21 protein-coding genes and 1 riboswitch are annotated in these 24,363 nt (G+C 64.2%); of the genes, 12 read left to right on the top strand and 9 right to left on the bottom strand.

Going from position 1 to position 24,363, the window contains the following annotated elements:
* Nucleotides 1–93: 93 nt before the first annotated feature.
* On the bottom strand, nucleotides 94–672 hold the full coding sequence (gene phaR, locus RHIBR816_RS0107930) for a polyhydroxyalkanoate synthesis repressor PhaR (protein ID WP_018235994.1): 579 nt from the start codon (nucleotides 670–672) through the stop codon (nucleotides 94–96).
* Between the two features lie 226 nt (nucleotides 673–898).
* Between phaR and RHIBR816_RS0107925 the strand changes: the two genes are divergently transcribed.
* The 7 genes from RHIBR816_RS0107925 (at nucleotide 899) to RHIBR816_RS0107890 (ending at nucleotide 10,087) form a co-directional block, all read left to right on the top strand.
* A complete protein-coding gene (locus RHIBR816_RS0107925; RefSeq protein ID WP_018235993.1) occupies nucleotides 899–2,080 on the top strand; it encodes an acetyl-CoA C-acetyltransferase in 1,182 nt (393 codons plus the stop codon).
* A 114-nt stretch (nucleotides 2,081–2,194) separates the two neighbouring features.
* On the top strand, nucleotides 2,195–2,920 hold the full coding sequence (locus RHIBR816_RS0107920) for a beta-ketoacyl-ACP reductase (protein WP_018235992.1): 726 nt from the start codon (nucleotides 2,195–2,197) through the stop codon (nucleotides 2,918–2,920).
* Between the two features lie 722 nt (nucleotides 2,921–3,642).
* Nucleotides 3,643–6,624, top strand: a complete 2,982-nt coding sequence (locus tag RHIBR816_RS0107915; protein ID WP_034816061.1) for a helicase-related protein — start codon at nucleotides 3,643–3,645, stop codon at nucleotides 6,622–6,624.
* A gap of 7 nt (nucleotides 6,625–6,631) precedes the next feature.
* Entirely contained in the window at nucleotides 6,632–7,042 is a 411-nt protein-coding gene (locus RHIBR816_RS0107910) for an RNA-binding S4 domain-containing protein (protein ID WP_018235990.1), read from the top strand.
* 480 nt (nucleotides 7,043–7,522) lie between these two features.
* Nucleotides 7,523–7,861: a ferredoxin FdxA gene (gene fdxA, locus RHIBR816_RS0107900; RefSeq protein WP_012709747.1), complete on the top strand. Its 339-nt coding sequence runs from the start codon at nucleotides 7,523–7,525 to the stop codon at nucleotides 7,859–7,861.
* A 405-nt stretch (nucleotides 7,862–8,266) separates the two neighbouring features.
* The gene (locus RHIBR816_RS0107895) at nucleotides 8,267–8,833 is read left to right on the top strand and encodes a CarD family transcriptional regulator (protein ID WP_018235988.1); all 567 of its coding nucleotides are present in this window, start codon (nucleotides 8,267–8,269) and stop codon (nucleotides 8,831–8,833) included.
* Nucleotides 8,834–9,220: 387 nt separating this feature from the next.
* Nucleotides 9,221–10,087, top strand: a complete 867-nt coding sequence (locus tag RHIBR816_RS0107890) for an RNA polymerase factor sigma-32 (protein WP_018235987.1) — start codon at nucleotides 9,221–9,223, stop codon at nucleotides 10,085–10,087.
* A 16-nt stretch (nucleotides 10,088–10,103) separates the two neighbouring features.
* Here RHIBR816_RS0107890 and ampC read toward each other — a convergent pair whose 3' ends face one another.
* The 5 genes from ampC to thiB form a co-directional block, all read right to left on the bottom strand.
* Nucleotides 10,104–11,288, bottom strand: coding sequence for a class C beta-lactamase (gene ampC / locus RHIBR816_RS0107885; protein ID WP_026186753.1), 1,185 nt, complete (start codon nucleotides 11,286–11,288; stop codon nucleotides 10,104–10,106).
* A gap of 156 nt (nucleotides 11,289–11,444) precedes the next feature.
* On the bottom strand, nucleotides 11,445–12,956 hold the full coding sequence (locus tag RHIBR816_RS0107880; RefSeq protein ID WP_026186752.1) for a M48 family metalloprotease: 1,512 nt from the start codon (nucleotides 12,954–12,956) through the stop codon (nucleotides 11,445–11,447).
* Between the two features lie 334 nt (nucleotides 12,957–13,290).
* A complete protein-coding gene (locus RHIBR816_RS0107875) occupies nucleotides 13,291–14,022 on the bottom strand; it encodes an ATP-binding cassette domain-containing protein (RefSeq protein WP_018235984.1) in 732 nt (243 codons plus the stop codon).
* Nucleotides 14,019–15,644 (bottom strand): thiamine/thiamine pyrophosphate ABC transporter permease ThiP, encoded by a 1,626-nt coding sequence (gene thiP, locus RHIBR816_RS0107870; protein WP_018235983.1) that lies wholly within the window; start codon nucleotides 15,642–15,644, stop codon nucleotides 14,019–14,021. Before thiP ends, RHIBR816_RS0107875 begins: the two co-directional genes overlap by 4 nt.
* A 7-nt stretch (nucleotides 15,645–15,651) precedes the next feature.
* Complete coding sequence (gene thiB, locus RHIBR816_RS0107865) at nucleotides 15,652–16,677, bottom strand: thiamine ABC transporter substrate binding subunit (protein ID WP_018235982.1); 1,026 nt, start codon at nucleotides 16,675–16,677, stop codon at nucleotides 15,652–15,654.
* Nucleotides 16,678–16,726: 49 nt separating this feature from the next.
* Nucleotides 16,727–16,841: riboswitch (TPP riboswitch) on the bottom strand.
* Between the two features lie 166 nt (nucleotides 16,842–17,007).
* On the opposite strand from thiB, the gene RHIBR816_RS0107860 reads away from it, so the two are divergent.
* From RHIBR816_RS0107860 to RHIBR816_RS0107850, 3 genes are all read left to right on the top strand, one after another.
* Nucleotides 17,008–17,487 carry a GNAT family N-acetyltransferase gene (locus tag RHIBR816_RS0107860; RefSeq protein ID WP_026186750.1) on the top strand — a complete coding sequence of 160 codons (480 nt, stop codon included), beginning with the start codon at nucleotides 17,008–17,010 and terminating at the stop codon, nucleotides 17,485–17,487.
* A gap of 96 nt (nucleotides 17,488–17,583) precedes the next feature.
* Nucleotides 17,584–18,234: a thiamine diphosphokinase gene (locus RHIBR816_RS0107855; protein ID WP_018235980.1), complete on the top strand. Its 651-nt coding sequence runs from the start codon at nucleotides 17,584–17,586 to the stop codon at nucleotides 18,232–18,234.
* Between the two features lie 4 nt (nucleotides 18,235–18,238).
* Complete coding sequence (locus RHIBR816_RS0107850; RefSeq protein WP_026186749.1) at nucleotides 18,239–20,065, top strand: ABC-F family ATP-binding cassette domain-containing protein; 1,827 nt, start codon at nucleotides 18,239–18,241, stop codon at nucleotides 20,063–20,065.
* 209 nt (nucleotides 20,066–20,274) lie between these two features.
* Here the strand turns inward: RHIBR816_RS0107850 and rpmF are convergent, their stop codons facing one another.
* From rpmF to mtgA, 3 genes are all read right to left on the bottom strand, one after another.
* Nucleotides 20,275–20,460 carry a 50S ribosomal protein L32 gene (rpmF, locus tag RHIBR816_RS0107845; protein WP_026186748.1) on the bottom strand — a complete coding sequence of 62 codons (186 nt, stop codon included), beginning with the start codon at nucleotides 20,458–20,460 and terminating at the stop codon, nucleotides 20,275–20,277.
* A 145-nt stretch (nucleotides 20,461–20,605) separates the two neighbouring features.
* Complete coding sequence (locus tag RHIBR816_RS0107840) at nucleotides 20,606–21,253, bottom strand: glutathione S-transferase family protein (RefSeq protein WP_018235977.1); 648 nt, start codon at nucleotides 21,251–21,253, stop codon at nucleotides 20,606–20,608.
* A 76-nt stretch (nucleotides 21,254–21,329) separates the two neighbouring features.
* Entirely contained in the window at nucleotides 21,330–22,076 is a 747-nt protein-coding gene (gene mtgA / locus RHIBR816_RS0107835; RefSeq protein WP_034816057.1) for a monofunctional biosynthetic peptidoglycan transglycosylase, read from the bottom strand.
* A gap of 194 nt (nucleotides 22,077–22,270) precedes the next feature.
* Between mtgA and RHIBR816_RS0107830 the strand changes: the two genes are divergently transcribed.
* Both RHIBR816_RS0107830 and hisC read left to right on the top strand, forming a co-directional pair.
* Entirely contained in the window at nucleotides 22,271–23,185 is a 915-nt protein-coding gene (locus RHIBR816_RS0107830) for a polyprenyl synthetase family protein (RefSeq protein WP_018235975.1), read from the top strand.
* Nucleotides 23,186–23,188: 3 nt separating this feature from the next.
* Entirely contained in the window at nucleotides 23,189–24,244 is a 1,056-nt protein-coding gene (hisC, locus tag RHIBR816_RS0107825; RefSeq protein WP_018235974.1) for a histidinol-phosphate transaminase, read from the top strand.
* Nucleotides 24,245–24,363 lie beyond the last annotated feature (119 nt).

Genomic DNA, 24,363 nt, shown 5'->3' with positions numbered 1-24,363 from the left:
AAGAGGCGGCCATCCGCCATGTCGTCGCGGCGCGAAAGCGCCTCTAGATAGCACAGGCGACGGGCTTCAAAGGGGGTGGGAGATTGGCTCCCGTCAGCCGAGATTGTCGAGCTTCGTCTGAAGCGCGCGCAACTGTTCCTTGAGCTCGTCGATGTCCTTCGCTTCGGCCTTCTTGGTCTCCTTGGCCGGAGGAGCGGCCATGAAGGGGGAGAACATCTGCATCGCCTGATGGAACATTTCGGTGTTGCGCCGCACCTGCTCCTCGACGAGCTGCAGCGGCACCTGCAGGTTCTTGCCGAGCGGCGTGTCGCCGAAGGCCTTGTTGATCTGCTCGCGCATCTGCGCCTGCTGGTCGGTGAAGGCCTGCATCGAATGTTCGAGGTAGCTCGGCACGACCATCTGCATCTGGTCGCCGTAGAAGGAGATCAGCTGGCGCAGGAAGGAAATCGGCAGAAGCGTGTTGCCCGTCTTCGACTCCTGCTCGAAGATGATCTGCGTCAGCACGGAATGGGTGATGTCCTCGCCGGACTTGGCGTCCTGCACGACGAAGTCCTCTCCCCTCTTCACCATCACCGCCAAATCGTCGAGGGTCACATAGGTGCTCGTGCCGGTATTGTAGAGCCGCCGGTTTGCGTATTTCTTGATAACGATCTGGCCTTCGTTCTTCGCCATCAGGGTCTCCTCTTACCCATCGTCCCGTCTTTATTGGATTTTTTAAGAGTATCCGCAAAAGAGCGCTGCTGACAATCTCTTTGTGCGTTGCGGCGACGCAGGTGCAAAACGTGATGAACGGCGCCGCGCCGTGAAGCTTTTGTTGCAGAGCATCAAGGCGTTTGACTTGCGCTCCCGGCTTTGCCAGTCTGCTCCTCCAGGCAAAGGAAACAAGAGGAAACGTCCCATGAGCAATCCCTCCATCGTGATCGCCAGCGCCGCTCGCACCGCAGTCGGGTCCTTCAACGGCGCCTTCGGCAACACAGCCGCTCATGAACTGGGTGCAACGGTCATCAAGGCGGTCCTCGAACGGGCCGGAGTCGAGGCGGCAGAGGTCGACGAGGTGATCCTCGGCCAGGTGCTGCCGGCCGGCGAAGGGCAGAACCCGGCCCGTCAGGCGGCGATCAAGGGCGGCGTGCCACAGGAAAAGACCGCTTGGGGCATGAACCAGCTCTGCGGCTCGGGCTTGCGCGCCGTCGCCCTCGGCATGCAGCAGATCGCCACCGGCGATGCGAACATCATCGTTGCCGGCGGCATGGAGTCGATGTCGATGGCGCCGCATTGCGCGCACTTGCGCGGCGGCGTGAAGATGGGCGACTACAAGATGATCGACACGATGATCAAGGACGGCCTGACGGACGCCTTCTACGGCTACCACATGGGCACTACCGCCGAGAACGTTGCCCGCAAGTGGCAGCTTACCCGCGAGGAGCAGGACGAATTCGCGCTCCGCTCGCAGAACAAGGCTGAAGCCGCGCAGAAGGCCGGCCGGTTCGCCGACGAAATCGTCCCCTTCGTCGTCAAGACCCGTAAGGGCGACGTGACCGTCGACCAGGACGAATATATCCGCCACGGCGCCACGCTGGATTCGATCGCCAAGCTCAGACCCGCCTTCGACAAGGAAGGCACGGTCACCGCCGGCAATGCCTCCGGTCTCAATGACGGTGCCGCCGCGGCGCTGCTGATGACCGAGGCGGAGGCCTCCAGGCGCGGCATTCAGCCGCTCGCCCGCATCGTCTCCTGGGCGACCGCCGGCGTCGATCCGCAGATCATGGGCACCGGCCCGATCCCGGCTTCCCGCAAGGCGCTCGAAAGGGCCGGCTGGGCGATCGGCGACGTCGAACTCGTCGAAGCCAACGAAGCCTTCGCGGCGCAGGCCTGCGCGGTCAACAAGGATCTCGGCTGGGATCCGTCGATCGTCAACGTCAATGGCGGCGCGATCGCCATCGGCCATCCGATCGGCGCTTCCGGCGCCCGCGTGCTCAATACCCTGCTCTTCGAGATGAAGCGGCGCGGCGTCTCCAAGGGGCTTGCGACCCTTTGCATCGGGGGCGGCATGGGCGTCGCCATGTGCGTCGAGCGCCTGTAACCGGTCAGCGGCATGCCAGGGCATCCGCCCGATACGACTACGCGCGCGGTCCGGGACTCCGGGCCGCGGAGAATATTCCTTTGCAATTTGGTTTAACCCGAGTGGGAGGCGAGCATGAGCAGAGTAGCACTGGTTACGGGTGGGTCCCGCGGCATCGGCGCCGCGATTTCCGTCGCGCTGAAGGCGGCCGGCTACAAGGTGGCGGCGAACTATGCCGGCAATGACGAGAAGGCCCAGGCCTTCAAGCAGGAAAGCGGCATTCCGGTCTACAAATGGGATGTCTCCAGCTACCAGGCCTGCGTCGACGGCATCGCCAAGGTGGAGGCCGATCTCGGGCCGGTCGACATCCTCGTCAACAATGCCGGCATCACCCGCGATGCGATGTTCCACAAGATGACGCCAGAGCAGTGGGGCGAGGTCATCAACACCAACCTCACCGGCCTCTTCAACATGACTCATCCCGTCTGGTCGGGCATGCGCGACCGTGGCTTCGGCCGCGTCATCAATATCTCCTCGATCAACGGCCAGAAGGGGCAGATGGGCCAGGCGAACTATTCCGCCGCCAAGGCCGGCGACCTCGGCTTCACCAAGGCGCTGGCACAGGAAGGGGCGGCAAAGGGCGTCACCGTCAATGCGATTTGCCCGGGCTATATCGGCACCGAGATGGTGCGCGCCGTGCCGGAAAAGGTGCTGAACGAAAGGATCATACCGCAGATCCCCGTCGGCCGCCTCGGCGAGCCGGACGAGATCGCCCGCTGCGTGGTCTTCCTGGCCTCGGACGAGTCCGGCTTCATCACCGGCTCGACGATCTCGGCAAACGGCGGGCAATATTTCGCCTGACGCCTTTGACCGATCGCACATTGCGCGGCGCTCCTCGGGGCGCCGCTTTCTTTTTGCGATGTTGGCCTCCACCAGATGGGCGTCCAACCCGCTATATGTAGTAGCTGGCATAAGCTGGAATCGCTCCATCGGCCAGTCCGGCCGGAGTCGCTCCGGGCCACCAGCGCGGGTGAAGCAGCGATTCGTATTCCCGGAATCGGAAGGCAAAAAAACGAATCTTGGTCAAAATTTTCCAGCTATTCTAGACTCTTGGATTCGGAATCCTTTGAGCCGATTCCGCCATCGGCAATCGGAAAGCGTGCCCTTGAGCGGCGTCCAACGCGCGCGTCATCAGGAGATTCAGCATATGGGGGAAAGCGGGCTGGCGTGATCAATATATAGCCCTGAACATACAGTGAATCATTACGAGTCATCGATTCGTCGCCGATTCGTTCCGTCGCTGTTCCAAAAGCCCGCCGGGCGCTGCAAGCGGAGCCGCTAAATATGGTGGTGCGTGCCTTTTTAGTTGTCCTCGCCCCTTGCGTTTGCCTCTCCGCATGGGCATCTGTTCCCCGCCGGGGTGCGCCAGCGTGCCGGCACCTACTGCTTGTTTCCTTAAGTCGCAGCGGATTTAAGGATAAGAACATGCGGCAATCAAAAGTGCTGCGGCGACCTTGGTGCGTCCGAAAGACGCTCCGCGCTGCAGAGACCGCCCGGGATCGATGACCTTGTCCTTTCAATCGATGATCCTGAGCGGCCGCGGCGTGACCGCGGTGCTCGGGCCTACCAATACCGGCAAGACGCATTATGCGATCGAACGCATGGTCGCGCATGACAGCGGCGTCATCGGCCTGCCGCTGCGATTGCTGGCCCGCGAGGTCTATACGCGTCTGGTCGAGAAGGTCGGGCACCACAATGTCGCGCTGATCACCGGCGAGGAGAAGATTTCGCCGCATCGCGCCCGCTATTCGGTCTGCACGGTAGAGGCGATGCCGCGCGAGACGACGGCCTCCTTCGTCGCCATCGACGAGGTGCAGCTCGCCGGCGACCTGGAGCGCGGCCATATCTTTACCGACAGGCTGCTGCATCTGCGCGGCCGGGGAGAGACCCTGCTCCTCGGCGCCGCGACGATGCGGCCGATTCTCGAACATCTTCTGCCCGGCATCACCGTGGTCGAGCGGCCGCGCATGTCGCAGCTTCTCTATGCGGGCTCGAAGAAGATCACCCGGCTGCCGCACCGCTCGGCGATCGTCGCCTTTTCGGCCGACGAGGTCTATGCCATCGCCGAGCTCATCCGGCGGCAACGCGGCGGCGCCGCGGTCGTGCTCGGCGCGCTGTCGCCGCGCACCCGCAATGCCCAGGTCGCGCTCTACCAGGAAGGCGACGTCGACTATCTGGTGGCGACCGACGCGATCGGCATGGGGCTCAATCTCGACGTCGATCACGTCGCCTTCGCCCAGGACCGCAAGTTCGACGGCTACCAGTACCGCGACCTCAATCCGGCCGAGCTTGCCCAGGTCGCCGGTCGCGCCGGCCGGCATATCCGCGATGGCACCTTCGGCGTGACCGGTCGCGTCGATCCCTTCGGGGACGAGCTGGTGCAGCGGATCGAAGCGCACGAATTCGATCCGGTCCGGGTGCTGCAATGGCGCTCCAAGGCCTTCGACTACTCTTCGCTGAAGGCGCTGAAGCACAGCCTCGAGGCGGCACCTGCCGTGTCCGGGCTGACACGCGCCCTTCCCGCCGTCGACCAGCAGGCGCTGGAGCACCTGACGCGCTATCCGGAAGTCATCGACGTGGCCACGACCTCGGAACGCGTCGAGAAGCTCTGGGAAGCCTGTGCGCTTCCGGACTACCGCCGCATCACACCGGCGCAGCACGCCGACCTGATCTCGACTCTCTATGCCGATCTCGTCCGCCATGGCACGGTCAACGAGGACTTCATGGCGGAGCAGGTTCGCCGCGCCGACCATACGGATGGCGAGATTGACACACTTTCGGCGCGAATCGCGCAGATCAGGACCTGGACCTATGTGTCCAATCGGCCCGGGTGGCTTGCCGATCCGACACACTGGCAAGAAAAGACGCGGGAAATCGAAGATCGATTGTCCGACGCGTTACATGAAAGGTTGACGAAACGCTTCGTTGACCGCAGGACATCTGTGCTCATGAAGCGCCTGAGAGAGAATGCGATGCTGGAAGCAGAAATCAGTGTGAATGGTGATGTCTTCGTCGAAGGGCACCACGTGGGTCAGCTAACCGGTTTCCGGTTCACGCTTGTCGCCGGCAGCGAGGGGACGGACGCCAAGGCCGTTCAGGGCGCCGCCCAGAAGGCGCTTGCGCTGGAATTCGAGGCGCGCGCCGCCCGCCTGCATGCGGCCGGCAACAACGACCTGGCGCTTTCGTCGGACGGTCTGGTGCGCTGGCTCGGCGATCCCGTGGCGCGGCTTGCAGCGAGCGACCACGTCATGCGCCCGCGCGTCATCCTGCTCGCCGACGAGCAGCTCCAGGCGAACGCACGCGACCATGTCGTGGCGCGGATCGAGCGCTTCGTGAACCACCACATCAGCACGGTGCTGAAGCCGCTCGACGATATTTCGCGCGCGGAGGATCTCGAGGGCTTGGCCAAGGGCCTGGCCTTCCAGCTCGTCGAAAATCTCGGCGTGCTCTTCCGACGCGACGTCGCCGACGAGGTGAAGTCGCTCGACCAGGAAAGCCGGGCGTCGATCCGCAAATATGGCGTTCGTTTCGGCGCCTACCACATCTTCCTTCCGGCCCTCCTGAAGCCGGCGCCGGCGGAGCTGATCACGCTTCTCTGGGCGCTGAAGAACGATGGGCTGGACAAGCCCGGCTACGGCGAACTCATCCCGATGCTTGCCGCCGGCCGGACCTCGGTCGTCGCCGACTCGTCCTTCGAGCGGACCTTCTACAAGCTCGCCGGATTCCGCTATCTCGGCAAACGCGCAGTGAGGATCGACATCCTCGAGCGTCTCGCGGATCTCATCCGCCCGCTCCTGCAGTGGAAGCCGGGCACGACGCCACGGCCGGACGGGGCCTATGACGGCCGCCGCTTCACGGCGACGACGTCGATGTTGTCGATCCTCGGTGCGACGCCGGACGACATGGAGGAGATCCTCAAAGGTCTCGGCTACCGCGCCGACAGCGTGACCGCGGAGGAGGCCGCAGCCTTCCTGGCGAAACAGAACGCCACGCCGAACGAGGCGAGCGCTACGCCGGAAGCGGCTGCCGAGCACATCGAAGCGGATGCAGATGCCGCAGAGCCTTCCGAGGCGGATGCGACGGCGGCAGATACCGCACCGACAGAAGCCGCTTCGACAGAGCCGAGCGGCGACGAAACGCCCGCAGCGGCGCAGCCGGAAGAGCCGTCGGAACCGAAGCCGGTGCTGCTGTGGCGTCCCGGCACCCGCCAGGACAACCAGCGGGGCGGCCGCCATCAGGGCGACCAACGCCGCGGCGGCCAGCGTCACGGGCAGGGCGAGGCAAGGGAAGGCGGCCGCAAGGGCGGAGCACCGGCGCGCGGCAAGCCTCAGGACGGCAAGCCGGGCGGCCAGCGCAAGGAGCGTCAGGACCGCCACGAGCGGCATGAGCGTCACGACCGCGCCCCGGGCAAGTTCGACAGCCGCCCGCCGCGCAAGGAGAAGCCGATCGATCCGGATTCGCCCTTTGCGAAGCTCGCCGCGCTCAAGGAGCAACTGAAAAAGTAGGCGGGCCATGGAGAAACAGCCACCCTCACCGCCTGCCGCCCGCCAGCGGCTCGACAAGTGGCTGTTCTTCGCCCGGCTGATCAAGTCGCGGTCGCTCGCCCAGAAGGCGATCGAGGCCGGCCATGTGGCCGTCAATGGCGCCCGTACGACACAGTCGTCGGCGCAGGTCAAGGCGGGCGACACGCTGGAGCTTTCGCTCGAACGTCGTGACCTTGTCGTGCGGGTCGTCTTGGCAGGAACGCGGCGCGGCCCCTATGAAGAGGCGCGCCTGCTTTACGAGGATCTGACGCCCGCCGCACCCGTCGAGCGCCGCACGCGCTTCGAACAGGCGACCCGCGAACGCGGCGCGGGACGCCCGACGAAGCGGGAGCGGCGCGAGACCGACCGCCTCAGACCCGACCTCGACGACGACGATTAGGGCGTGCCGCCCGAATTGGGCAGCGGGTTGGGCAATAGAACAAGGATCCAAAGCGCGGTTTTTGTGATCGGCACGAAGCTGCGGGCTGCCGCCGCGGGGGCCCGCAGCAGTGCCCGGGAACGGGCCCGTCCGGCGAATTTGGATGCTTCGATCCGATAGCGCGCCAATGCTGGAAAACTCTGCCCTTTTGGCGGCAAATCGCGCGTGGATTATTCTTGCAAAGGCCGCCCAAAGCCTTTACGTCACAAGCCACGTTACAGTGCCTTGCGCCTGTTCATGCACACATAGGCGCTGTAATAATTTTGAATGCTGCATGGTTTTTCCCTTGGATCGGTGTGACCCACGGAACATGCAGGAGGTGGCATTCGTGGTTTGCTTCAGGCCGCTATGCGCGCCGGACATGCCTAGCATGCGCGGACGATCGAGCATCACCGTGGTTTGCCGTCTGCCATCAAATGTGAGCATTGGCTGGAGTACCTCATGACGTATGTCGTGACCGACAATTGCATTCGCTGCAAGTACACGGACTGTGTGGAAGTCTGCCCGGTGGACTGCTTCTATGAGGGCGAGAACTTTCTCGTCATCCATCCGGACGAGTGCATCGATTGCGGCGTGTGCGAACCGGAATGTCCTGCCGGAGCGATCAAGCCGGACACCGAGCCGGGCCTGGATATGTGGCTGAAATTGAACGCTGATTTCGCGACCCAGTGGCCCAATATCACGGTCAAGCGGGATCCTCTCCCGGAGGCCAAGGAGATGGACGGCGTCGAGGGGAAATACGAGCAGTATTTCTCCGAGAAGCCCGGTCAGGGCGACTGAAGCCCGCGTCGCCCGGTTCGTCGCGGCTGACGCAGGAGACATAGGGGCGAGGCCGAAATCTGGGGAAATCCCGCCGGCGCCTCGCAGCTGCGAGCGTGGTGACTTGATCGTTGCCATGCAGCAAATTATTGATTTCCGCTCTTTTTTGTGATAGGTTCCTGATACTGATCCACAGAGGGTGCTTTTGCGCGCCCGAAAACCAGCACGAAAGCAACTCGATTTCCACGGCGCGGCACTTTCAAAATATGCAACGTTCCGTTGCTTGTGACTGCGACGCAGGAAGCCGTTTGCACTTCGTTGGACGGACCAGGATTGACCCCACCCGGCGGTATCCCCGTCTATCCGGGCCTCACGACCCGGCCCGGCCGATTGAGGCCGGAGCGCAATAGGGAGTGTTTGAAACGAATGACGACCCAGCAGAAAAAATCTTCAACGCGCCAAGGCTTCAAGACCGGTGAATCGATCGTTTATCCGGCCCATGGCGTTGGTCAGATCGTGGCGATTGAGGAGCAGGAAGTCGCTGGCATGAAGCTCGAGCTTTTTGTCATCGATTTCGAAAAGGACAAGATGCGTCTCAAGGTCCCAGTGGCCAAGGCCGTCAGCATCGGCATGCGCAAACTGTCCGAAACCGATTTCGTCGATCGCGCATTGAAGGTTGTGCAGGGCAAGGCACGCGTGAAGCGGACCATGTGGTCCCGTCGCGCCCAGGAATACGATGCCAAGATCAATTCCGGGGACCTGATCTCCATTGCGGAAGTCGTGCGCGACCTCTATCGCGCCGAGAACCAGCCGGAACAGTCCTATTCCGAGCGCCAGCTCTATGAGGCCGCTCTCGACCGCATGGCGCGCGAAATCGCTGCCGTGAACAAGATGTCGGAAACGGAAGCCGTGCGCCTCGTCGAAGCCAACCTGAACAAGGGCCCGAAGCGCGGCAAGGCCATCGAAGAAGACGAGCAGGACGAGGCCGCCTAACCGGCAGCGAAACGCTTCGCAAGCTTCAGCAAATTGGATCAAGGCCTGGCATCACCGCCGGGCCTTTTTTCTTGCCGTGATGCGGTTCGCGCGAACCGGCACAGCTTGAAGTGCATGGCGCGCACCCTGCAATCTAAAAGCGTCATCACCGGAGGGAACTTTTCGACCCTGCGCACGTTTCTCGTTCACGGGACAGGTTTGCGCCTGCGTTCCCGCGCGATCTTGGTTCTGTGAATTCCTCACCGTCTCAGGTCGTATTCTTCGATTTAGGGCACTGCCTGAATTCGTCAAGCAGCGCCGGCCACCCTTCAACCGACCGCCGCCACGGCGTTCGGCCCCTTCTAGGATCAACAGTGTTGGCGTTCGGCGCCAGCCAGGGAGCAATCGATGAAGACCCTCACCGCAGACAGGCGTTTGATCAAGATTGCAATGGATGCCCCCTATCTCGAGCGTGACGAAGAGCATGCGCTGGCCGAGGCCTGGCGAAACGATCACGACCAGGAAGCCCGCAACAAGATCGCCATGTCGCACATGCGGCTGGTGATCGCCATGGCGGCCAAGTTCCGCAGTTTCGGCCTACCGATGGGTGATCTGGTCCAGGAGGGGCATATCGGGCTCCTTGAAGCGGCGGCGCGTTTCGAGCCGAGCCGTGAGGTTCGCTTCTCGACCTATGCCACCTGGTGGATTCGGGCATCGATGCAGGACTTCGTGTTGCGCAATTGGTCGATCGTGCGCGGCGGCACCAGTTCGGCGCAGAAGGCGCTGTTCTTCAATCTGCGCCGGCTCAGGGCGCGGCTTGCCCAGGGCGACCGGCAACTGACATCGCTGGCGATGCACGAGGAAATCGCCGCAGCCCTCGGCGTCAGCCTCGCCGATGTGCAGACCATGGATGCCCGCCTTTCCGGCAATGACGCATCGCTGCAGGCGCCGGTCGGGCACGGCGATAGCGACGGCGGCGCGCGGCTGGATTTCCTCCCCAGCGATGCGCCGCTGCCGGACGAGCAGGTGAGTGAGATGATCGACGGCGAGCGGGCGCGACGCTGGCTGCAGGTCGCTCTGACCCAACTCACCGAGCGCGAGATGAAGATCATCCGCGCACGCCGCCTGTCGGAGGACGGCGCTACCCTCGAGGAGCTCGGCCTCGCATTGGGGATATCGAAGGAGCGGGTCCGGCAGATCGAAACCCGGGCGCTTGAGAAGCTGCGCACCGCGCTGGCGGCAAAGGCCCCGGCGCTGACTGCCGCCATGCACTGATCGCGCGCTGAAGCCGTTATTGGGCGCTCGTTCCTGCTTCATCGAGCGCCGTCAGGATTCGATAGGCGGCCTTCACCCGTGCCGGAATGGGATAGGCCCTGTTGGCGAGAATGACGATGCCGATCCGTTCGGCGGGAACAAAGGCGGCATAGGCACCGAATCCGCTCGTCGAGCCGGTCTTGTTGATCAGCACGTTCTCCCGTGGCACCAGCGGCGGATTGTGCCTCGTCACCCTGTTGGGCTTGAAGCTCACCTCGGGCGAGTTTCCCGCCAGCAGCGGCTCGAGCTCGACCGGGTAGGGATGCATTTCCCATCCAAGCCCCTGTGTCATATCGCCGACGCTGAAATAGCCGGTGTGCGTTGCAGCGATCGCGCGCCGGAGCGTCTCGTCGAGCGCCGCGCCGCCCATGTTTGCCTCGACAAAGCGGATCAGATCGGCGGCCGTCGTCTTGACGCCATAGGCTTCCGAATCGAGCACGCCGGGGCTGACCCGGACCGGCTTGCCGGCTTTCGAATAGCCATGGGCGTAGTCGTCCATCCGATCCTCCGGCACGCGCATATGGGTCTCGGTCAGGCCGAGTGCCGGGAACAGCGTCTTTTCCATGAGATCGTCGAAGGGCTCACCCATGCCCTTGGCGGCGAGGTAGCCGAACACGCCGATGCTGGGATTCGAATAGAGCCTGTGGGTGCCAGGGTCGTAGTCCGGCTGCCAGGCTTTGAAATAGGCGATCATCTCTTTCTGGGTCTTGACCGAAGCCGGGAACTGCAAGGGCAGGCCGCCCGCCGTATAGGTGGCGAGATCGAGCAGCCTGATCTCCTCGAAGCGGCTTCCGGCGAGCGCCGGCAGGTGCTTGCCGGCCCTGTCGGAGAGCGACAGATCTCCACGCGCTTCGCCGTAGGCGGCGAGCGTCGCCGTGAAGGTCTTGCTGATCGAGCCGATCTCGAAAAGCGTCTCATCGCCGACCTTTTGTCCGGTTTCCTTCGAAGCGACGCCGTAGTTGAACACGTATCGTCTCCCCTCGAGCGTCACTGCGACAGCCATTCCGGGAATGTCGTATTCCGTCATCACTGGGCGGACCGCCTCGTCAACGACGCGCTCGATGTTCGCCCGGTCGTCGCTGGCAATCGCCTGGGTGCATGCGCCGCTGAAAAGAGATACGGCCGCAAGGACTGCAAGCTTATGAAAGTGCTTGTTTTTCATGCCGCTCCATCCCATCGAGTAACCGTGAGTACTTACTGCATGTTTCCTTGAATCGTAGCCGAAATAAGGACAAGACATGCAGCAATTCAAAGTTGCTACAGCGGTGAGAGGCATTGCATAGAGGATGAGGAAGGACCGCCGACTGGTGAGCATCACCTATTCGGAAATGATCTTCACCTTGTCGCCCGGTTTCACCGTGGAGGTGACCTGCATCGCGTTGATGAGCCGGAAGAGGTCGAGCTTGCGATCCGTTCCCATCATTCGCGCCGCCAATGTGGCGATCGACTCGCCCGGCCGCACCGTGACCACCCTGATGCGCAGCGGCTTCAAGGCCTGGACCTCGTTCGGCGACATGCGACGGAAGGAACTGCGCAACTGGTTGGCCGTCGCATCGAGCGCGGTCGATCCCTTGGGAACCGCGGTCAGGAAGCGGTAAATTCGATCGCCGAGCCGGATGACGGTGACGTCGAAATCCCAGCGATCGGCAGAAGCGCGCGCCGTCGCGGCTTCGAGGCCGTTGACGGCAACCGGGCGTATGGTGTCCGGCTGCAGGCCGGTCACCCAGCCGCTGGCGATGTAGTCGGTCAGGCTGCGGCGGGCATTGTCGGAGATACCGTCGAATCGGATGGCCACTTCGCCCGGCCCCGTGGCCAGCACAGCTTCCGCCTTGTTGTCGATCTGGAACCCTTGCGGCACGTCGAAGCGTATGCCGAGCTGTCCGTGTAGGAAGGTCTGCCCGCGGACATAGCCTTCCTGAGGGCTGTCGCCGTAGAGCAATCCGTCGATGCCGGCGAGATAATAGTCACGGCCACGGTCGCCGCTCGTTCCTTCGGCGCCGAAGGCGCGGGCGTGCCGGCGCGCCAGTTCGACGCGCTGCGGCGCGTTGGGGTGGCTCGAAAGGAAGTCCAGACTCTGGTCCGCTTCCGGATCGACCGCGGTGAAGCGGCTATAGGCAGCCATCGAATCGAGGAAGCGTGCGGCAGCGTAGGGATCGTAGCCGGCTTCGCCCAGCATCCGCACGCCGATCACGTCGGCCTGCAGTTCCTGGTTGCGCGAGAAGGCCGCCAGCCGCAGCTTGCCGCGGGCGAGCGCCTGCTTGCCGGCAAGGTTGGAGGACAGCACTTCGGAGACGACGCGGCTGGCGATGACCTCGGCCTCCTCGCGCTGCTGGCGCTGGATGCCGTGATTGGCGGTGACATGCGCCATTTCATGCGAAAGCACGGCGGCGACTTCCGAGGCGTCGTCGGCAAGCGCCAGCAGGCCGCGGGTGACGTAGAGATAGCCGCCCGGCAGCGCAAAGGCGTTGATCGCCGGGGAATTGAGGATGGTGATGCGATAGGACTGCTGCGGGTTTTCCGAAACCGCCGTCAGCGCGCCGGTGATACGCGCGACAAGCCGTTCGGTCTTGGCGTCCTTGTATTCGCCGCCGTAGCTTGCGACGATGCGCGGATGCTCGCGCGCGCCGAGCTGGGCGCGCGGATCGTTCTTCTGCACCTCCTCGACGATCTGCGGATTGGAAGAGGGCGAGACGGCCGGTTCATAGGTCTGCTCGATGATCGACTGGCAGGCGGAAAGAAGGCTCAACGAAGACAATGCAACCAACGCTCGTGGCGTCATGCTGCCATGCCACGTCGGAAACCAGCCTTTTGTGACTGTCTGCCTTGCCATTCCTCAGCCCGTTCCATCCGCCGATGCGCCCTGCGCTCGTGAGCCAACAGTCATCAGCGTCGAAAAATCCTACTTTTTCAGCCGCATAAGGGCTCCGGCGCAGGTTTCTCAGCCATCGTCATGCTGTATCGATTTAAGCGCCGCCTGCCTAGCTGATCCCTGTAGAAATAGTTGCCCCGTGGTATCGCAGCAACGGATACGCGAGTAACGCGCGCATCCCGCCGGACGTTCCGCGCGTCGCACGACGGGACGGTCAAATTGTGGCGAACGGCGCATTGTCCGCAAATACTGCAGCCGTTACCCCGAGGGAGTGCCATGAGAGGGCGAAAGACGCTCATTCGTCTCCACTGCTCTCGTCGTTGCCGAGAAACCGATTGATCGCCGCCAGGTCGCGCCGCGCCAGAAAACGATCCACGGCGTCATGGGCAACGATACGCCCCTGGTCAAGGAAAAGCACGCTATCGGCAAGGCTCTTCACGTCATCGGGATGATGCGTGATCATCAGGATCGTGTTGCCCTCCTCGCCATGGAGATCGACGATGAGGTCGCGCATCTCCGCGCGCATGCCGGGGTCGAGTGCGGCGAAAGGTTCGTCGAAGAGCAACAGCGGCCGGTGCCGCACCAGGGCGCGTCCCAACGCCACCCGCTGGCGCTCGCCGCCCGAAAGCGTCGACGGCAGCCTCTTGCCGAAGCCGCCGAGCCCGACCCGCGCCAGCGCTTCTTCGATCCGCTTGCGGTCCGCTGCCGTGAGGCGGAGCGACGGGCTGATCCCGAAGCCGACATTGGTCGCGACATCGAGATGAGCGAAGAGGTTGTTTTCCTGGAAGATGACGGAGACCGGCCGCTCGGCCGGCATGCGCCCCGCCATATCGTCGCCAAGGATCCGCACTTCGCCTGCCTCGGGCGCCTCGAAGCCGGCGATGACGTTGAAAAGCGTCGACTTTCCCGAGCCGGAAGGGCCGGCAACGGCAACGATCCGCCCGGCCGGAACCGCACAATCGAATGTCAGCGCGTTCGTTTCGAAACGAACCTTCACGCCCTTGAGCGACAAGGCGAGCGTACTCATGCGCCTCGTCCTTCCGGCGCCTTCTCTCCCGCCGTGCCCAACACGGTCAGAACGAGGCAGATGAGCCCCAGGACGAGGGCCAGCCCTGCGGCGTCCGCGGTGCGGTAGCTGCCCATCCGGCTGTAGAGGAGCCAGGGGAGCGTCGCGAGATCCTGCGAACCGAACAGGGCAACCGCACCGAGATCGCCGAGCGACAGCGCGAGCGCGAAGGAGAGCGCCGTCAACAGAGGCTTGCGCAACGCCGGCCAGTCGATCCATCGCAGGCGATGCAAGCTGCGAATACCGAGACTGGCGGCAAGGCGCTCGGTGCGCGCGGCATGGGTCGCCATCGCCGGGGCAAGGACGCGGTGGACGAAAGGCAGCGCCATCAGCGCATTGATGGCAATGACGACGAACGGTGCAAAGCGGGCGACGTCGCCGAGGGGCCTCAGGAGCAGGAACCATCCGGCGCCGAGCACGACGGGCGGGACGAGCAGGATGAAGGAGGTGCTGGCACCGATCGTGGCAGCAAACAGCCGGGCCGCAATCCCCCGCTGTCGTCGGGCGAGGACCAGCCTCCGGGCGCGGATCATCAGTGCGGCCATGGCGACGGAGACGATGCCGGAGGGGAGGGCGATGACAAGACTGGTGGCAAGGGCCCGATGGAATACCGGTTCGCTGACGAGGCGGGTTAGGTCGGCCTGCAACCCGGATGTCGCGATGGCGACAAAGGGCAGGCCGACGAAGACGAGTGCGAACGCCAGCCAAGCACCATCCGCTAGGCGAGGCAGCCGGCTCAGGCCGTCGAACCGTCGGATCGCCCTGCCGCTCGTCTCCCCTTCCTCGGGGGGCGGGGCGAGAAATTTCAGGGCGATCAGCAGGGTGCCCGTCAACAGGACCTGGAGGGCGGCAAGGGCGATTGCCCGGGGCGGATCGAAATCGAAACGCAGCGCCTGGTAAATGGCCACCTCGATCGTGCTTGCGGCCGGGCCGCCGCCAAGCGTCAGCACCAGCGTGAAGCTGGTGGCGCAAAGCATGAAGACGAGGCCGACAATGCCCGGCAGGAGCCCCCGGATCACCGGCCATTCGATGAAACGGAAGTTTGTGAGAGAACCCATGCCGAGATTGGCGGAACTGCGCCAATATTCGGCGGGAATGCGTTCGATCCCGGCAAGCATCAGCCGGGCGGCCAGCGGCATGTTGAAGAAGACATGCGCGAGCAGGATGCCGAAGAGGCCGTAGATGCTGATCGGCTGCGGCAGGCCCGTCGCCGACAGCAGAAGGTTCAGGAAGCCCTGCCGGCCCCAGACCTCGATCAGGCCGAGCGCGGCAACGAGAGCCGGCAGGCCCAGCGGCAGGGCCATCAGCCGCAGCATCCAGACACGGCCGGGGAAAGACGTCTGCCGGGCCAGCGCGCGCGCCACGGGGATCGCGAAGAGGATCGACAGCAGCGTCGAGAGGCAGGCCTGCAGCAGCGTGAAGCGGGTGACGCGCCAGATATAGGCGTCGAAGAGGCCGTCGCCGCTCCGGTCACCGGACTGGCCGAGAAGCGTAGCAGCGGCTAGGCCAACGAAAAGCAGAATGCCGCCAAGGCTGAAGGCCCCGGCGGCAATCGTCATCCTGTTTTCGCGAGCGGCGAACAATCCGGCCTCAGTTCTTGCTCATCGCCACCAGCCACTCGTCGATCCAGGCCTTGCGGTTGGCGGCGACCTCTTCCGACGGCAAGAGGAAGGTCTTTTGCGGCTCGACGAGCTTTCCGAAGGCCTCGGGCAGCGGCTCCTTCGTGGCGCCGACCGGCATCATCCAGTTGGTCGTCGGGATGATCGACTGGAACTCCGGTCCCGTCATGAAGGCCAGGAACTTGCGGGCGAGCTCCGGCTCCTTGGCATTCTTCGTCGCGCCGGCCACTTCGATCTGGATGTAGTGGCCTTCGGCGAAGGGGGCTGCCTGGTAGCGGTCGGTGTTCTCCGCCACCATGTGATAGGCGGGCGAGGTGGTGTAGGAGAGCACCATCGGCGCCTCGCCCTTGGTGAAGAGGCCATAGGCTTCCGACCAGCCCGGGGTCACCGTCAGCACCCGCTCCTTAAGCTTCGCCCAGGCCTCGCCGGCCTTGTCGCCATAGACAGATTTCACCCAGAGAAGCAGGCCGAGGCCGGGCGTCGAGGTGCGCGGGTCCTCGACGACGATCTTTTGCGCAGGATCGCCTTCGACCAGATCCTTGAGGCTCTTCGGCGGGTTCTTCAGGGTTTCCGTATCGTAGATCACGGCGAAATGGCCGTAGTCATAGGGCACGAAGGTGTCGTCGGAAAAGCCGCCGGGAACCTTGAGGCCTGCCGTATCGACGCCGTGTGGGGCGAAATAGCCGGTGGCCTTGGCCTCCGCGACGAGATTGGTGTCGAGGCCGAGAACGACGTCGGCCTTCGAGCCCTCGCCTTCGAGCTTCAGCCGCGTCAAGAGTTCGACGCCGTCGGCGACGCCGACATAGTTCACCTTGCAGTCGCAGGTCTTTTCGAAACCTTCGGCGACCTTGGCGCCCGGCCCCCACTCGGTGATGAAGCTCTCATAGGTATAGATCGTCAGCGTCTTTTCCGCTGCGACGGCGTTCGCCGACAACGCGGCGGCAGCCATGCCGGCGGCGGCGAGCCGACCAAGGATCTTTTGGAGTGAACTGGACATCTGGGGCACCTCTCCCTGTTGTTGATGTTGCACGGGAAAAGCGCGTATCGGTCCGATCGCTTCTAATCCCTCCGCCGGTATGAGCCGGATCAGGTTCCGCGGGTTGGCTCGAAGCCTCTCAGCCGTCGGGCCGCAAGCGGCCCCGGGCACCCCGTTAGAGCGCCTCAGATTTAGCTTCCGGCGGCAGCCAAGGCAAGCGGAGTTTCGGACGGTGCATTGGCCCGCGGCGCCGGCTGCGCTATCAAGAGTTTCCGAGAAACCGGAAGGTTTGCCGGCACTCCAATTCCAAACAACGGCGGCGGCGTTTTGTTCGCCAAGCGAGGTCATCTCATGCCGGATATGCTCGTTCGCCTCTATGCCTTGCCCGACGGCCGCGCGTCCCGGCTTGGCCCCGACGTCACCATCCGGCGCGCCATGGCGCCCGAACGCAGGATCGTCGTCGCCTGGATCGAGGAACGGTTCGGCGTCCTCTGGGCGGGCGAGGCGGAGGCCGCCTTTTCCTCGACGCCGACGCGGATCCATATTGCGCTACGCAACGGAGAACTGGCCGGCTTCGCCTGTCACGACGTCACGGCGCTCGGCTTCTTCGGCCCGACGGGCGTGGACGAAGCGATGCGCGGCCGTGGCCTCGGCGAGGCATTGCTTCTCGAAAGCCTCTCCGCCATGCGCGCCGCCGGCTACGCCTATGCGATCATCGGCGGCGTCGGCCCTGCGGAATTCTACGCGCGCGCCGTCGGAGCGGTGGAGATCGCCGATTCGACGCCCGGCATCTATGCGGACATGCTCGCGCCGGACGGGACCGGAACCTGAACCACACAAGTTGCGTTGGCCAAACGGCGGCAACGGCCCCCGAAAAGGCGTTCTGCCCTTTTCCTCAGGCGCCGCTTTGCGCTATGGGCTTCTGCCATGACCCGATCGACCTTCACCATTCTTCTCGGCGGCGCGCTCTCGCTCACGGAGCGGCTGGCGACACAGCTCACCGGCAGCCGGTTCATCGCGGCCGACGGCGGCATGCGCCATGCAAAGACGCTCGGTATCGTCCCGGATCTCTGGGTCGGGGATTTCGATTCGACCGATGCGGCACTGCTGGCGGACTTCGCCCATGTTCCGCGGGAAAGCTACCCGGCCGCCAAGAACGCCACCGATGGCGAGATCGCCGTCGAGGCGGCACTTGCGCTCGGCGCGACCGCGTTGATCTTCGCCGGCGCCCTCGGCGGCACCCGCAGCGACCATGCCTTCCTGCATCTCCTCCAACTCGCCGCCCTTGCCGAAAAAGGGCACGCCGCATTCATGACCTCCGGCGAGGAGGAAGCCTATCCGCTCAGGCCGGGCACCCATGTAATCGACCTGCCGAAGGACAGCCTGTTCTCGGTTCTCGGCTTTACCGACCTTTCCGGCCTGTCGATCGAAAACGTCCGCTATCCGCTCGACGACTTCGCGCTGCCCTTCGGATCTTCCCGGACGATTTCCAATGTCGCGGAAGGTCCGGTTCGCTTTTCCATGAAATCCGGCCGGGCGGTTGTTCTCGCCCGGCCCTATGATCTTTCCGGAGCCTGACGCCTTGGCGCCCCCCATCCTGAAGCTTGACGACATCTTCCTGACCTTCGGCGGCACGCCGCTGCTCGCCGGCGCCAACCTGCAGGTCGAGCCCGGCGACCGCATCTGCCTGGTCGGCCGCAACGGCTCCGGCAAATCGACCTTGATGAAGATTTCCGCCGGCCTTGCCGAACCGCAGTCCGGCGAAATTTTCCGGCATCCGTCGGTGACCATCCGCTACCTGCATCAGGCCCCCGACTTCGACGGCTTCGACACGGTGCAGGCCTATGCCGAGGCTGGCCTCGGACCGAGCGACGATCACTATCGCGTCACCTACCTGCTCGAGCATCTGGGGCTGACCGGCGAGGAGGATCCGAAGCGCCTCTCCGGCGGCGAGGCGCGCCGCGCCGCGCTCGCCCGCGTGCTGGCGCCGGAGCCCGATATCCTGCTTCTCGACGAGCCGACCAACCATCTCGACCTGCCCACGATCGAATGGCTGGAAGACGAGCTCACCCGCAGCCGCTCGGCCCTCGTGCTGATCTCGCACGACCGGCGCTTTCTCGAAAAGGTCTCGACGGCGACCGTCTGGCTCGATCGCGGCCAGTCGCGGCGGCTCGACCGGGGCTTTGCCCATTTCGAAGCCTGGCGCGACGAGGTGCTGGAGGCGGAAGAGCTCGAACAGCACAAGCTCGGCAAGGCGATCGAGCGCGAGGAGCATTGGCTGCGCTACGGCGTCACGGCGCGGCGCAAGCGCAACATGCGCCGCCTCGGCGAGTTGCAGGACATGCGAGCCCGCTATCGCGGCCACAAGGGGCCGCAGGGCACGATCCAGGCAACCGTCGCCGACGCCAGGGAATCCGGCAAGCTGGTCATCGAGGCGGAAAAGATCACCAAGGCCTATGGCGAGCGGACGATCGTCGCGCCTTTCTCGATCCGCGTCCATCGCGGCGACCGGATCGGTTTGGTCGGGCCGAACGGTGCCGGCAAGACGACGCTGCTCAAGCTTCTGACCGGGCAGATCGCGCCGGATTCAGGCAGCGTCAAGCTCGGCACCAACCTGGAGATGGCGACGCTGGACCAGAAGCGCGAGGATCTGAACCTCGACGAGACGCTGGCGCACTACTTGACCGACGGGCGCGGCGAGACGCTTCTCGTCAACGGCGAACAGCGCCATGTCACGGGCTACATGAAGGAATTCCTCTTCCAGCCGGAGCAGGCGCGCACACCGATCAGCGAACTTTCCGGCGGCGAGCGAGCCCGGCTGATCCTCGCCCGCATCCTGGCGCGCGCCACCAACCTCCTGATCCTCGACGAGCCGACCAACGATCTCGACATCGAGACGCTCGACCTCCTGCAGGAGATAGTCGCCGGCTTTGTCGGAACGGTGATCCTCGTCAGCCACGACCGCGACTTCCTAGACCGCACCGTGACCTCGACCGTCGCGCCGGCCAATCCGGAAGCGCCGGACGGCCGCTGGATCGAATATGCCGGCGGCTATTCCGACATGATGGCGCAGCGCCGCGGCGCGATCGAGGAGCGGCGCAGGGCCGAGAAAGCCGAGAAGGCCAGGCCGAGCGACACGTCTGCCGGGGCCGCCGAGCCGCAAAAGGCGAAGGCAAAGCTCTCCTACAAGCAGAAATTCGCGCTGGAGAACCTGCCGAAGGAGATTGCCAAGGCCGAGGCCGAGATCGCCGGGCGCGAAGAGAAGATGCACGATCCCGCCCTCTTTTCCCGCGATCCGAATGGTTTCGCCAAGCTTGCCGCCGAGCTCGAAAAGCTGAAGGAGGGGCTGGCGCGGATGGAGGAGGAATGGCTGGAGCTCGAAATGCTGCGCGAGGAGCTTGAGGGCTAGGGTCGGGCCTAGATCATTTTGCAGTCAGGTGAAACTCACCTGACGTCGCACAATTGCGGCAAAACAAGCAGATGGATCGGGGGCGCGAACGCATGAGAGCGCAACCCGCTCCGGCCCGCGTCGGCGATCAGGGTCGGAGACGAGCTGCCAACGAAAAAAGGGCCGGCGATGCCGACCCTTCGAACTTCATCCTGAAACAGGTTAAACGCTTACGCGTTTTCCTTCGGCGTCAGGACCTGGCGGCCGCGGTACATGCCGGTCTTCAGGTCGATGTGGTGCGGACGGCGAAGTTCGCCGGAGTTCTTGTCTTCGACGTAGGTCGGAGCCTTGAGGGCGTCAGCGGAACGGCGCATGCCACGCTTGGACGGGCTCGTTTTTCTTTTAGGTACAGCCATTTCATTCTCCACTTATCGGGCAAAACACTGTTCAGCAGCCGAAAATGGCCGGTTCAAACAGATGTCGATCTCGGAAATTTCGCGCGCTTATACATGCCCGACCGCGGTTTGACCAGTCCCCGCGCACAAATTTTCGACTCGGGCATCAGGCTTCGTCCTCCGGCACGACCCATGGTTCGGCCCTTGCGGCGTCTTCCCACTTGCGGAAGGCCGGATGCGCCTTGACGGCCTCCATGTAAGCGAGAGCCACCGGATCCGCCGTGAGCTCATAGACCTCCAGACGGTTGACGACCGGGGCGAACATCGCGTCGGCGGCTGTGAAGCGGCCAAAAAGGAAGGGTCCGCCGGAGCGGGCGATCGCCTCGCGCCAGATCGCTTCGATCCGGGCGACGTCGGCCGTGACCTCCTCGGGAAGCGCAATCGCCTTCACCGGCCGGCGGATATTCATCGGGCAGGCGCCGCGCAGCGCCCGGAAGCCTGCGAGCATCTCCATCGAATAGCTGCGCGCCCGGGCGCGATCCTCGCGATCCTCGGGCCAGAGACCGGCCTCGGGGTAGAGTTCCGCCGCATACTCGATGATCGCCAGCGATTCCCACACACGCGTTTCACCGTGGTGAAGCACCGGCACGCGTCCCGTCGGCGATATCTCGCGAAACTTCGGGTTTCCCGCCGGAAAGTCGAAAGGAATGACGACGTCCTCGAAGGGGATGCCGCAGCCTTCGAGCGCCAGCCATGGCCGAAGCGACCAGGACGAATAATTCTTGTTGCCGACATAAAGAACGAGCTTGGCCATGGATCCCTCACTGCATTTGGTTTCGGCGAGAGGATTGCCACATCACCGGCGGCAGGACCAATGAATTGCCTTCATCTCAATCATAAAGACATGTGATGTAGCCGCCCGATCGGCCGGCGCGACGCTCGATCACCGAGGCGAGCCGCCTCAGGCCGCGGCCCGGCTTGCCGGCATTGCGGTCGATCGGATTGGGCAGCGCCACGGCAAGCAGCGCGGCCTGGCGGCGCGAAAGCTTCGCGGCGGAAACGCCGAAGTGATGCCGCGCAGCCGCCTCGACGCCGTAGATGCCGTCGCCCCATTCGGCGACGTTCAGGTAGATTTCCATCATGCGCCGCTTGCTCCAGACGAGATCGGCGACGACGGCGAGGGGCAGTTCCATGCCCTTGCGAATGAAGGAGCGGCCGTTCCAGAGGTAGAGGTTCTTCACCGTCTGCATCGGGATCGTGCTCGCTCCGCGCGTCTGTTCGCCGTCGAGCGCGTCCTCGACGACACCGCGCATCTGCATCCAGTCGACCCCGTTGTGTGTGCAGAACTGGCCGTCCTCGGACATCATCACCGACTGGACGAGGACCGGGGCGATATCGTCGAACGCCACCCATTGCCGGTCGTATCCGCGCAGCAGCACGAGGTCGCGCAGCATCAATGTCGAAACCGGATGGATGAAGCCGGGCAGGTAGACGATGATCAGAAGATAGGGGAGCAGGAGAAGCGAAAGCACCGCGAGAACGAAACGCTGGCGCCGCGTTCGCCATGTGCGGCGCAGGACGGACCACCGGCGGGCGGGCAACTCGCCCTCCTCGCGTTCTTCCGGAACAATGTCCACGGCCTGACTGTCCACCCCTCTATCCATTCCCCGCTCTTACTTCATGGCCCCACTCTTATTTCATGGATCACGAAGATTGAACGGGCTTTCTTGCAAAACACAAGGTCGCCCGTGCACTCATCCCGCACAAAACGCAGGAACTGCGACTAGAAAGTCCGTTGAAAGCCGCTCTCCCCCGTGCCAAAGAGCCTTTCATGCAAGACGAGACATCATTCTTCCCGGAACGCCTCAAGGCCGCGGCGCTGGCGGTCGAGAGCCTGCTGACGAGCCTCTTCGGCCCCACCGTTCAGGAGGACGAGATCGCCCGGCCGATGCAGCTGCTCGATGCCATGCGCCACGGCGTGCTCAATGGCGGCAAGCGGCTGCGCCCCTTCCTCGTCGCCGAAAGCACCGCCCTTCTCGGCGGCAACGCCGACGCGGGCTTGCGGATCGGCGCGGCGCTCGAATGCGTGCATTGCTATTCGCTCGTCCACGACGACCTGCCGGCGATGGACGACGACGATATGAGGCGCGGTCAGCCGACCGTGCACATCGCCTTCGACGAGGCGACGGCTATCCTTGCCGGCGACAGTCTCCTGACCTTCGCCTTCGACATCATCGCCGCACCGCAAACGCCTCTCTCGGATCGCCAGAAGACGGCGCTCGTGCTGGCGCTCGCACGCGCCGCCGGGCATGGCGGCATGGCCGGCGGCCAGGCGCTCGACCTCGCCGCCGAGAGAAAAGCCCCCGACGAAGCGGGAATCGTCACGCTGCAGGCGATGAAGACCGGTGCGCTGATCCGCTTTGCCTGCGAGGCCGGTGCGATCATCGCCGACGCGGGGGCCGAAGACCGCCGGCGGATGCGCGCCTTCGGCGAAAAGATTGGCCTTGCCTTCCAGCTTGCCGACGATCTGCTCGATCTCACCGCCGACGCCGAGGCCATGGGCAAGGCCACCGGCAAGGACGCCGCCCGCGGCAAGGGCACGCTCGTCGCGCTTCACGGCCAGCCCTGGGCCGAGCGCCAACTCGAAAAACTGGTGGCCGACGCGGAAGCGCTGCTGTCACCCTACGGTGCCCGTTCGGCCGTTCTCGCCGAAACCGCCCGCTTCATCGCCAATCGCAGGAGCTAACCCGTGAGCAAGTTCTGGTCGCCGATCGTTTCCACGCTGAAGCCCTATGTTCCCGGCGAGCAGCCGCGCATCGCAAACCTCGTCAAGCTGAACACCAATGAGAGCCCCTATGGCCCTTCGGAAAAGGCGCTTGAAGCAATCCGGGCGGCGGCAAGCGCCGATCTTCGGCTCTATCCCGATCCCATCGCGCTGGCATTGAGGAAAGCGATCGCAAAGCGATACGGCGTTCAAGCGGACGAGGTCTTCGTCGGCAACGGCTCCGACGAGGTGCTTGCCCATGCCTTCGCGGCGCTGCTGAAGCACGACGAGCCGTTGCTCTATCCGGATATCTCCTACAGCTTCTATCCGACCTATGCAGGCCTTTTCGGCATTGACGCGGTGGAGATACCGCTCGACGCCGCCTTCCGCGTCAACATCGCCGACTACCGCCGACCTGCCGGCGCAATCATTCTGCCGAACCCCAACGCCCCGACCGGCATCGGCCTGCCGCTTGCGGAGATCGAAAAACTGGTGGCGGAGCACTCCGACCAGCCGGTGGTGATCGACGAGGCCTATATCGACTTCGGCGGCGAATCCGCGGTCGCGCTCGTGCCGAAATACCAGAACCTGCTGGTCGTCCAGACCTTCTCCAAGTCGCGGGCTCTGGCGGGCCTGCGCCTCGGCTTCGCGATCGGCCAGCGGCCGCTGATCGAAGCCCTGGAACGGGTCAAGGACAGCTTCAATTCCTATCCGCTCGGGCGCACTGCCCAGGCCGGCGCGATCGCCGCGATCGAGGACGCGGCGTGGTTCGAGGCGACGCGCGGCAGGATCATCGCTTCGCGCGAAAGGTTGACGAGCGAACTCGAAAAACGCGGCTTCGAGGTCCTGCCGTCCCAGGCGAATTTCGTCTTCGCCCGCCATCCCGCCCACGAAGGCCAGGCGCTCGCCGCCAAGCTGCGCGAACGCGCGGTGATCGTCCGCCATTTCGCCAAGCCGAGGATCTCGGATTTCCTGCGCATCACCATCGGCACCGACGAGGAATGCGAACGACTGGTCGCGGCGCTCGACGCGATTCTCTGAGGCCCGGCCTATGTCGGGCGACTGCGACTGCCCCTCTCCTCGTGTTTAACCCGAGGGACGAGCCCTCTCCCCGCAAGCGGGGCGAGGGGGTTGAAGGTCGCTGCAGCAGGATGAGGGGC

This window comes from Ensifer sp. BR816, assembly GCF_000378985.1.
In the GTDB taxonomy this organism is placed as follows: Bacteria; Pseudomonadota; Alphaproteobacteria; order Rhizobiales; family Rhizobiaceae; genus Sinorhizobium.
The sequence above is the reverse complement of the archived record's forward strand: the minus strand, read 5'-3'. Positions and strand labels throughout refer to the sequence as shown.

What these genes read in the sequence shown, in the direction of transcription:
- RHIBR816_RS0107895 (WP_018235988.1), top strand. Translation starts at nt 8,267, where the DNA reads ATGACGACCCAGCAGAAAAAATCTTCAACGCGCCAAGGCTTCAAGACC.
- fdxA (WP_012709747.1), top strand. Translation starts at nt 7,523, where the DNA reads ATGACGTATGTCGTGACCGACAATTGCATTCGCTGCAAGTACACGGAC.
- RHIBR816_RS0107860 (WP_026186750.1), top strand. Translation starts at nt 17,008, where the DNA reads ATGCCGGATATGCTCGTTCGCCTCTATGCCTTGCCCGACGGCCGCGCG.
- RHIBR816_RS0107890 (WP_018235987.1), top strand. Translation starts at nt 9,221, where the DNA reads ATGAAGACCCTCACCGCAGACAGGCGTTTGATCAAGATTGCAATGGAT.
- RHIBR816_RS0107880 (WP_026186752.1), bottom strand. Translation starts at nt 12,956, where the DNA reads ATGGCAAGGCAGACAGTCACAAAAGGCTGGTTTCCGACGTGGCATGGC.
- phaR (WP_018235994.1), bottom strand. Translation starts at nt 672, where the DNA reads ATGGCGAAGAACGAAGGCCAGATCGTTATCAAGAAATACGCAAACCGG.
- RHIBR816_RS0107920 (WP_018235992.1), top strand. Translation starts at nt 2,195, where the DNA reads ATGAGCAGAGTAGCACTGGTTACGGGTGGGTCCCGCGGCATCGGCGCC.
- RHIBR816_RS0107915 (WP_034816061.1), top strand. Translation starts at nt 3,643, where the DNA reads ATGATCCTGAGCGGCCGCGGCGTGACCGCGGTGCTCGGGCCTACCAAT.
- rpmF (WP_026186748.1), bottom strand. Translation starts at nt 20,460, where the DNA reads ATGGCTGTACCTAAAAGAAAAACGAGCCCGTCCAAGCGTGGCATGCGC.
- thiB (WP_018235982.1), bottom strand. Translation starts at nt 16,677, where the DNA reads ATGTCCAGTTCACTCCAAAAGATCCTTGGTCGGCTCGCCGCCGCCGGC.
- RHIBR816_RS0107840 (WP_018235977.1), bottom strand. Translation starts at nt 21,253, where the DNA reads ATGGCCAAGCTCGTTCTTTATGTCGGCAACAAGAATTATTCGTCCTGG.
- ampC (WP_026186753.1), bottom strand. Translation starts at nt 11,288, where the DNA reads ATGAAAAACAAGCACTTTCATAAGCTTGCAGTCCTTGCGGCCGTATCT.
- RHIBR816_RS0107855 (WP_018235980.1), top strand. Translation starts at nt 17,584, where the DNA reads ATGACCCGATCGACCTTCACCATTCTTCTCGGCGGCGCGCTCTCGCTC.
- RHIBR816_RS0107910 (WP_018235990.1), top strand. Translation starts at nt 6,632, where the DNA reads ATGGAGAAACAGCCACCCTCACCGCCTGCCGCCCGCCAGCGGCTCGAC.
- RHIBR816_RS0107875 (WP_018235984.1), bottom strand. Translation starts at nt 14,022, where the DNA reads ATGAGTACGCTCGCCTTGTCGCTCAAGGGCGTGAAGGTTCGTTTCGAA.
- RHIBR816_RS0107830 (WP_018235975.1), top strand. Translation starts at nt 22,271, where the DNA reads ATGCAAGACGAGACATCATTCTTCCCGGAACGCCTCAAGGCCGCGGCG.
- RHIBR816_RS0107925 (WP_018235993.1), top strand. Translation starts at nt 899, where the DNA reads ATGAGCAATCCCTCCATCGTGATCGCCAGCGCCGCTCGCACCGCAGTC.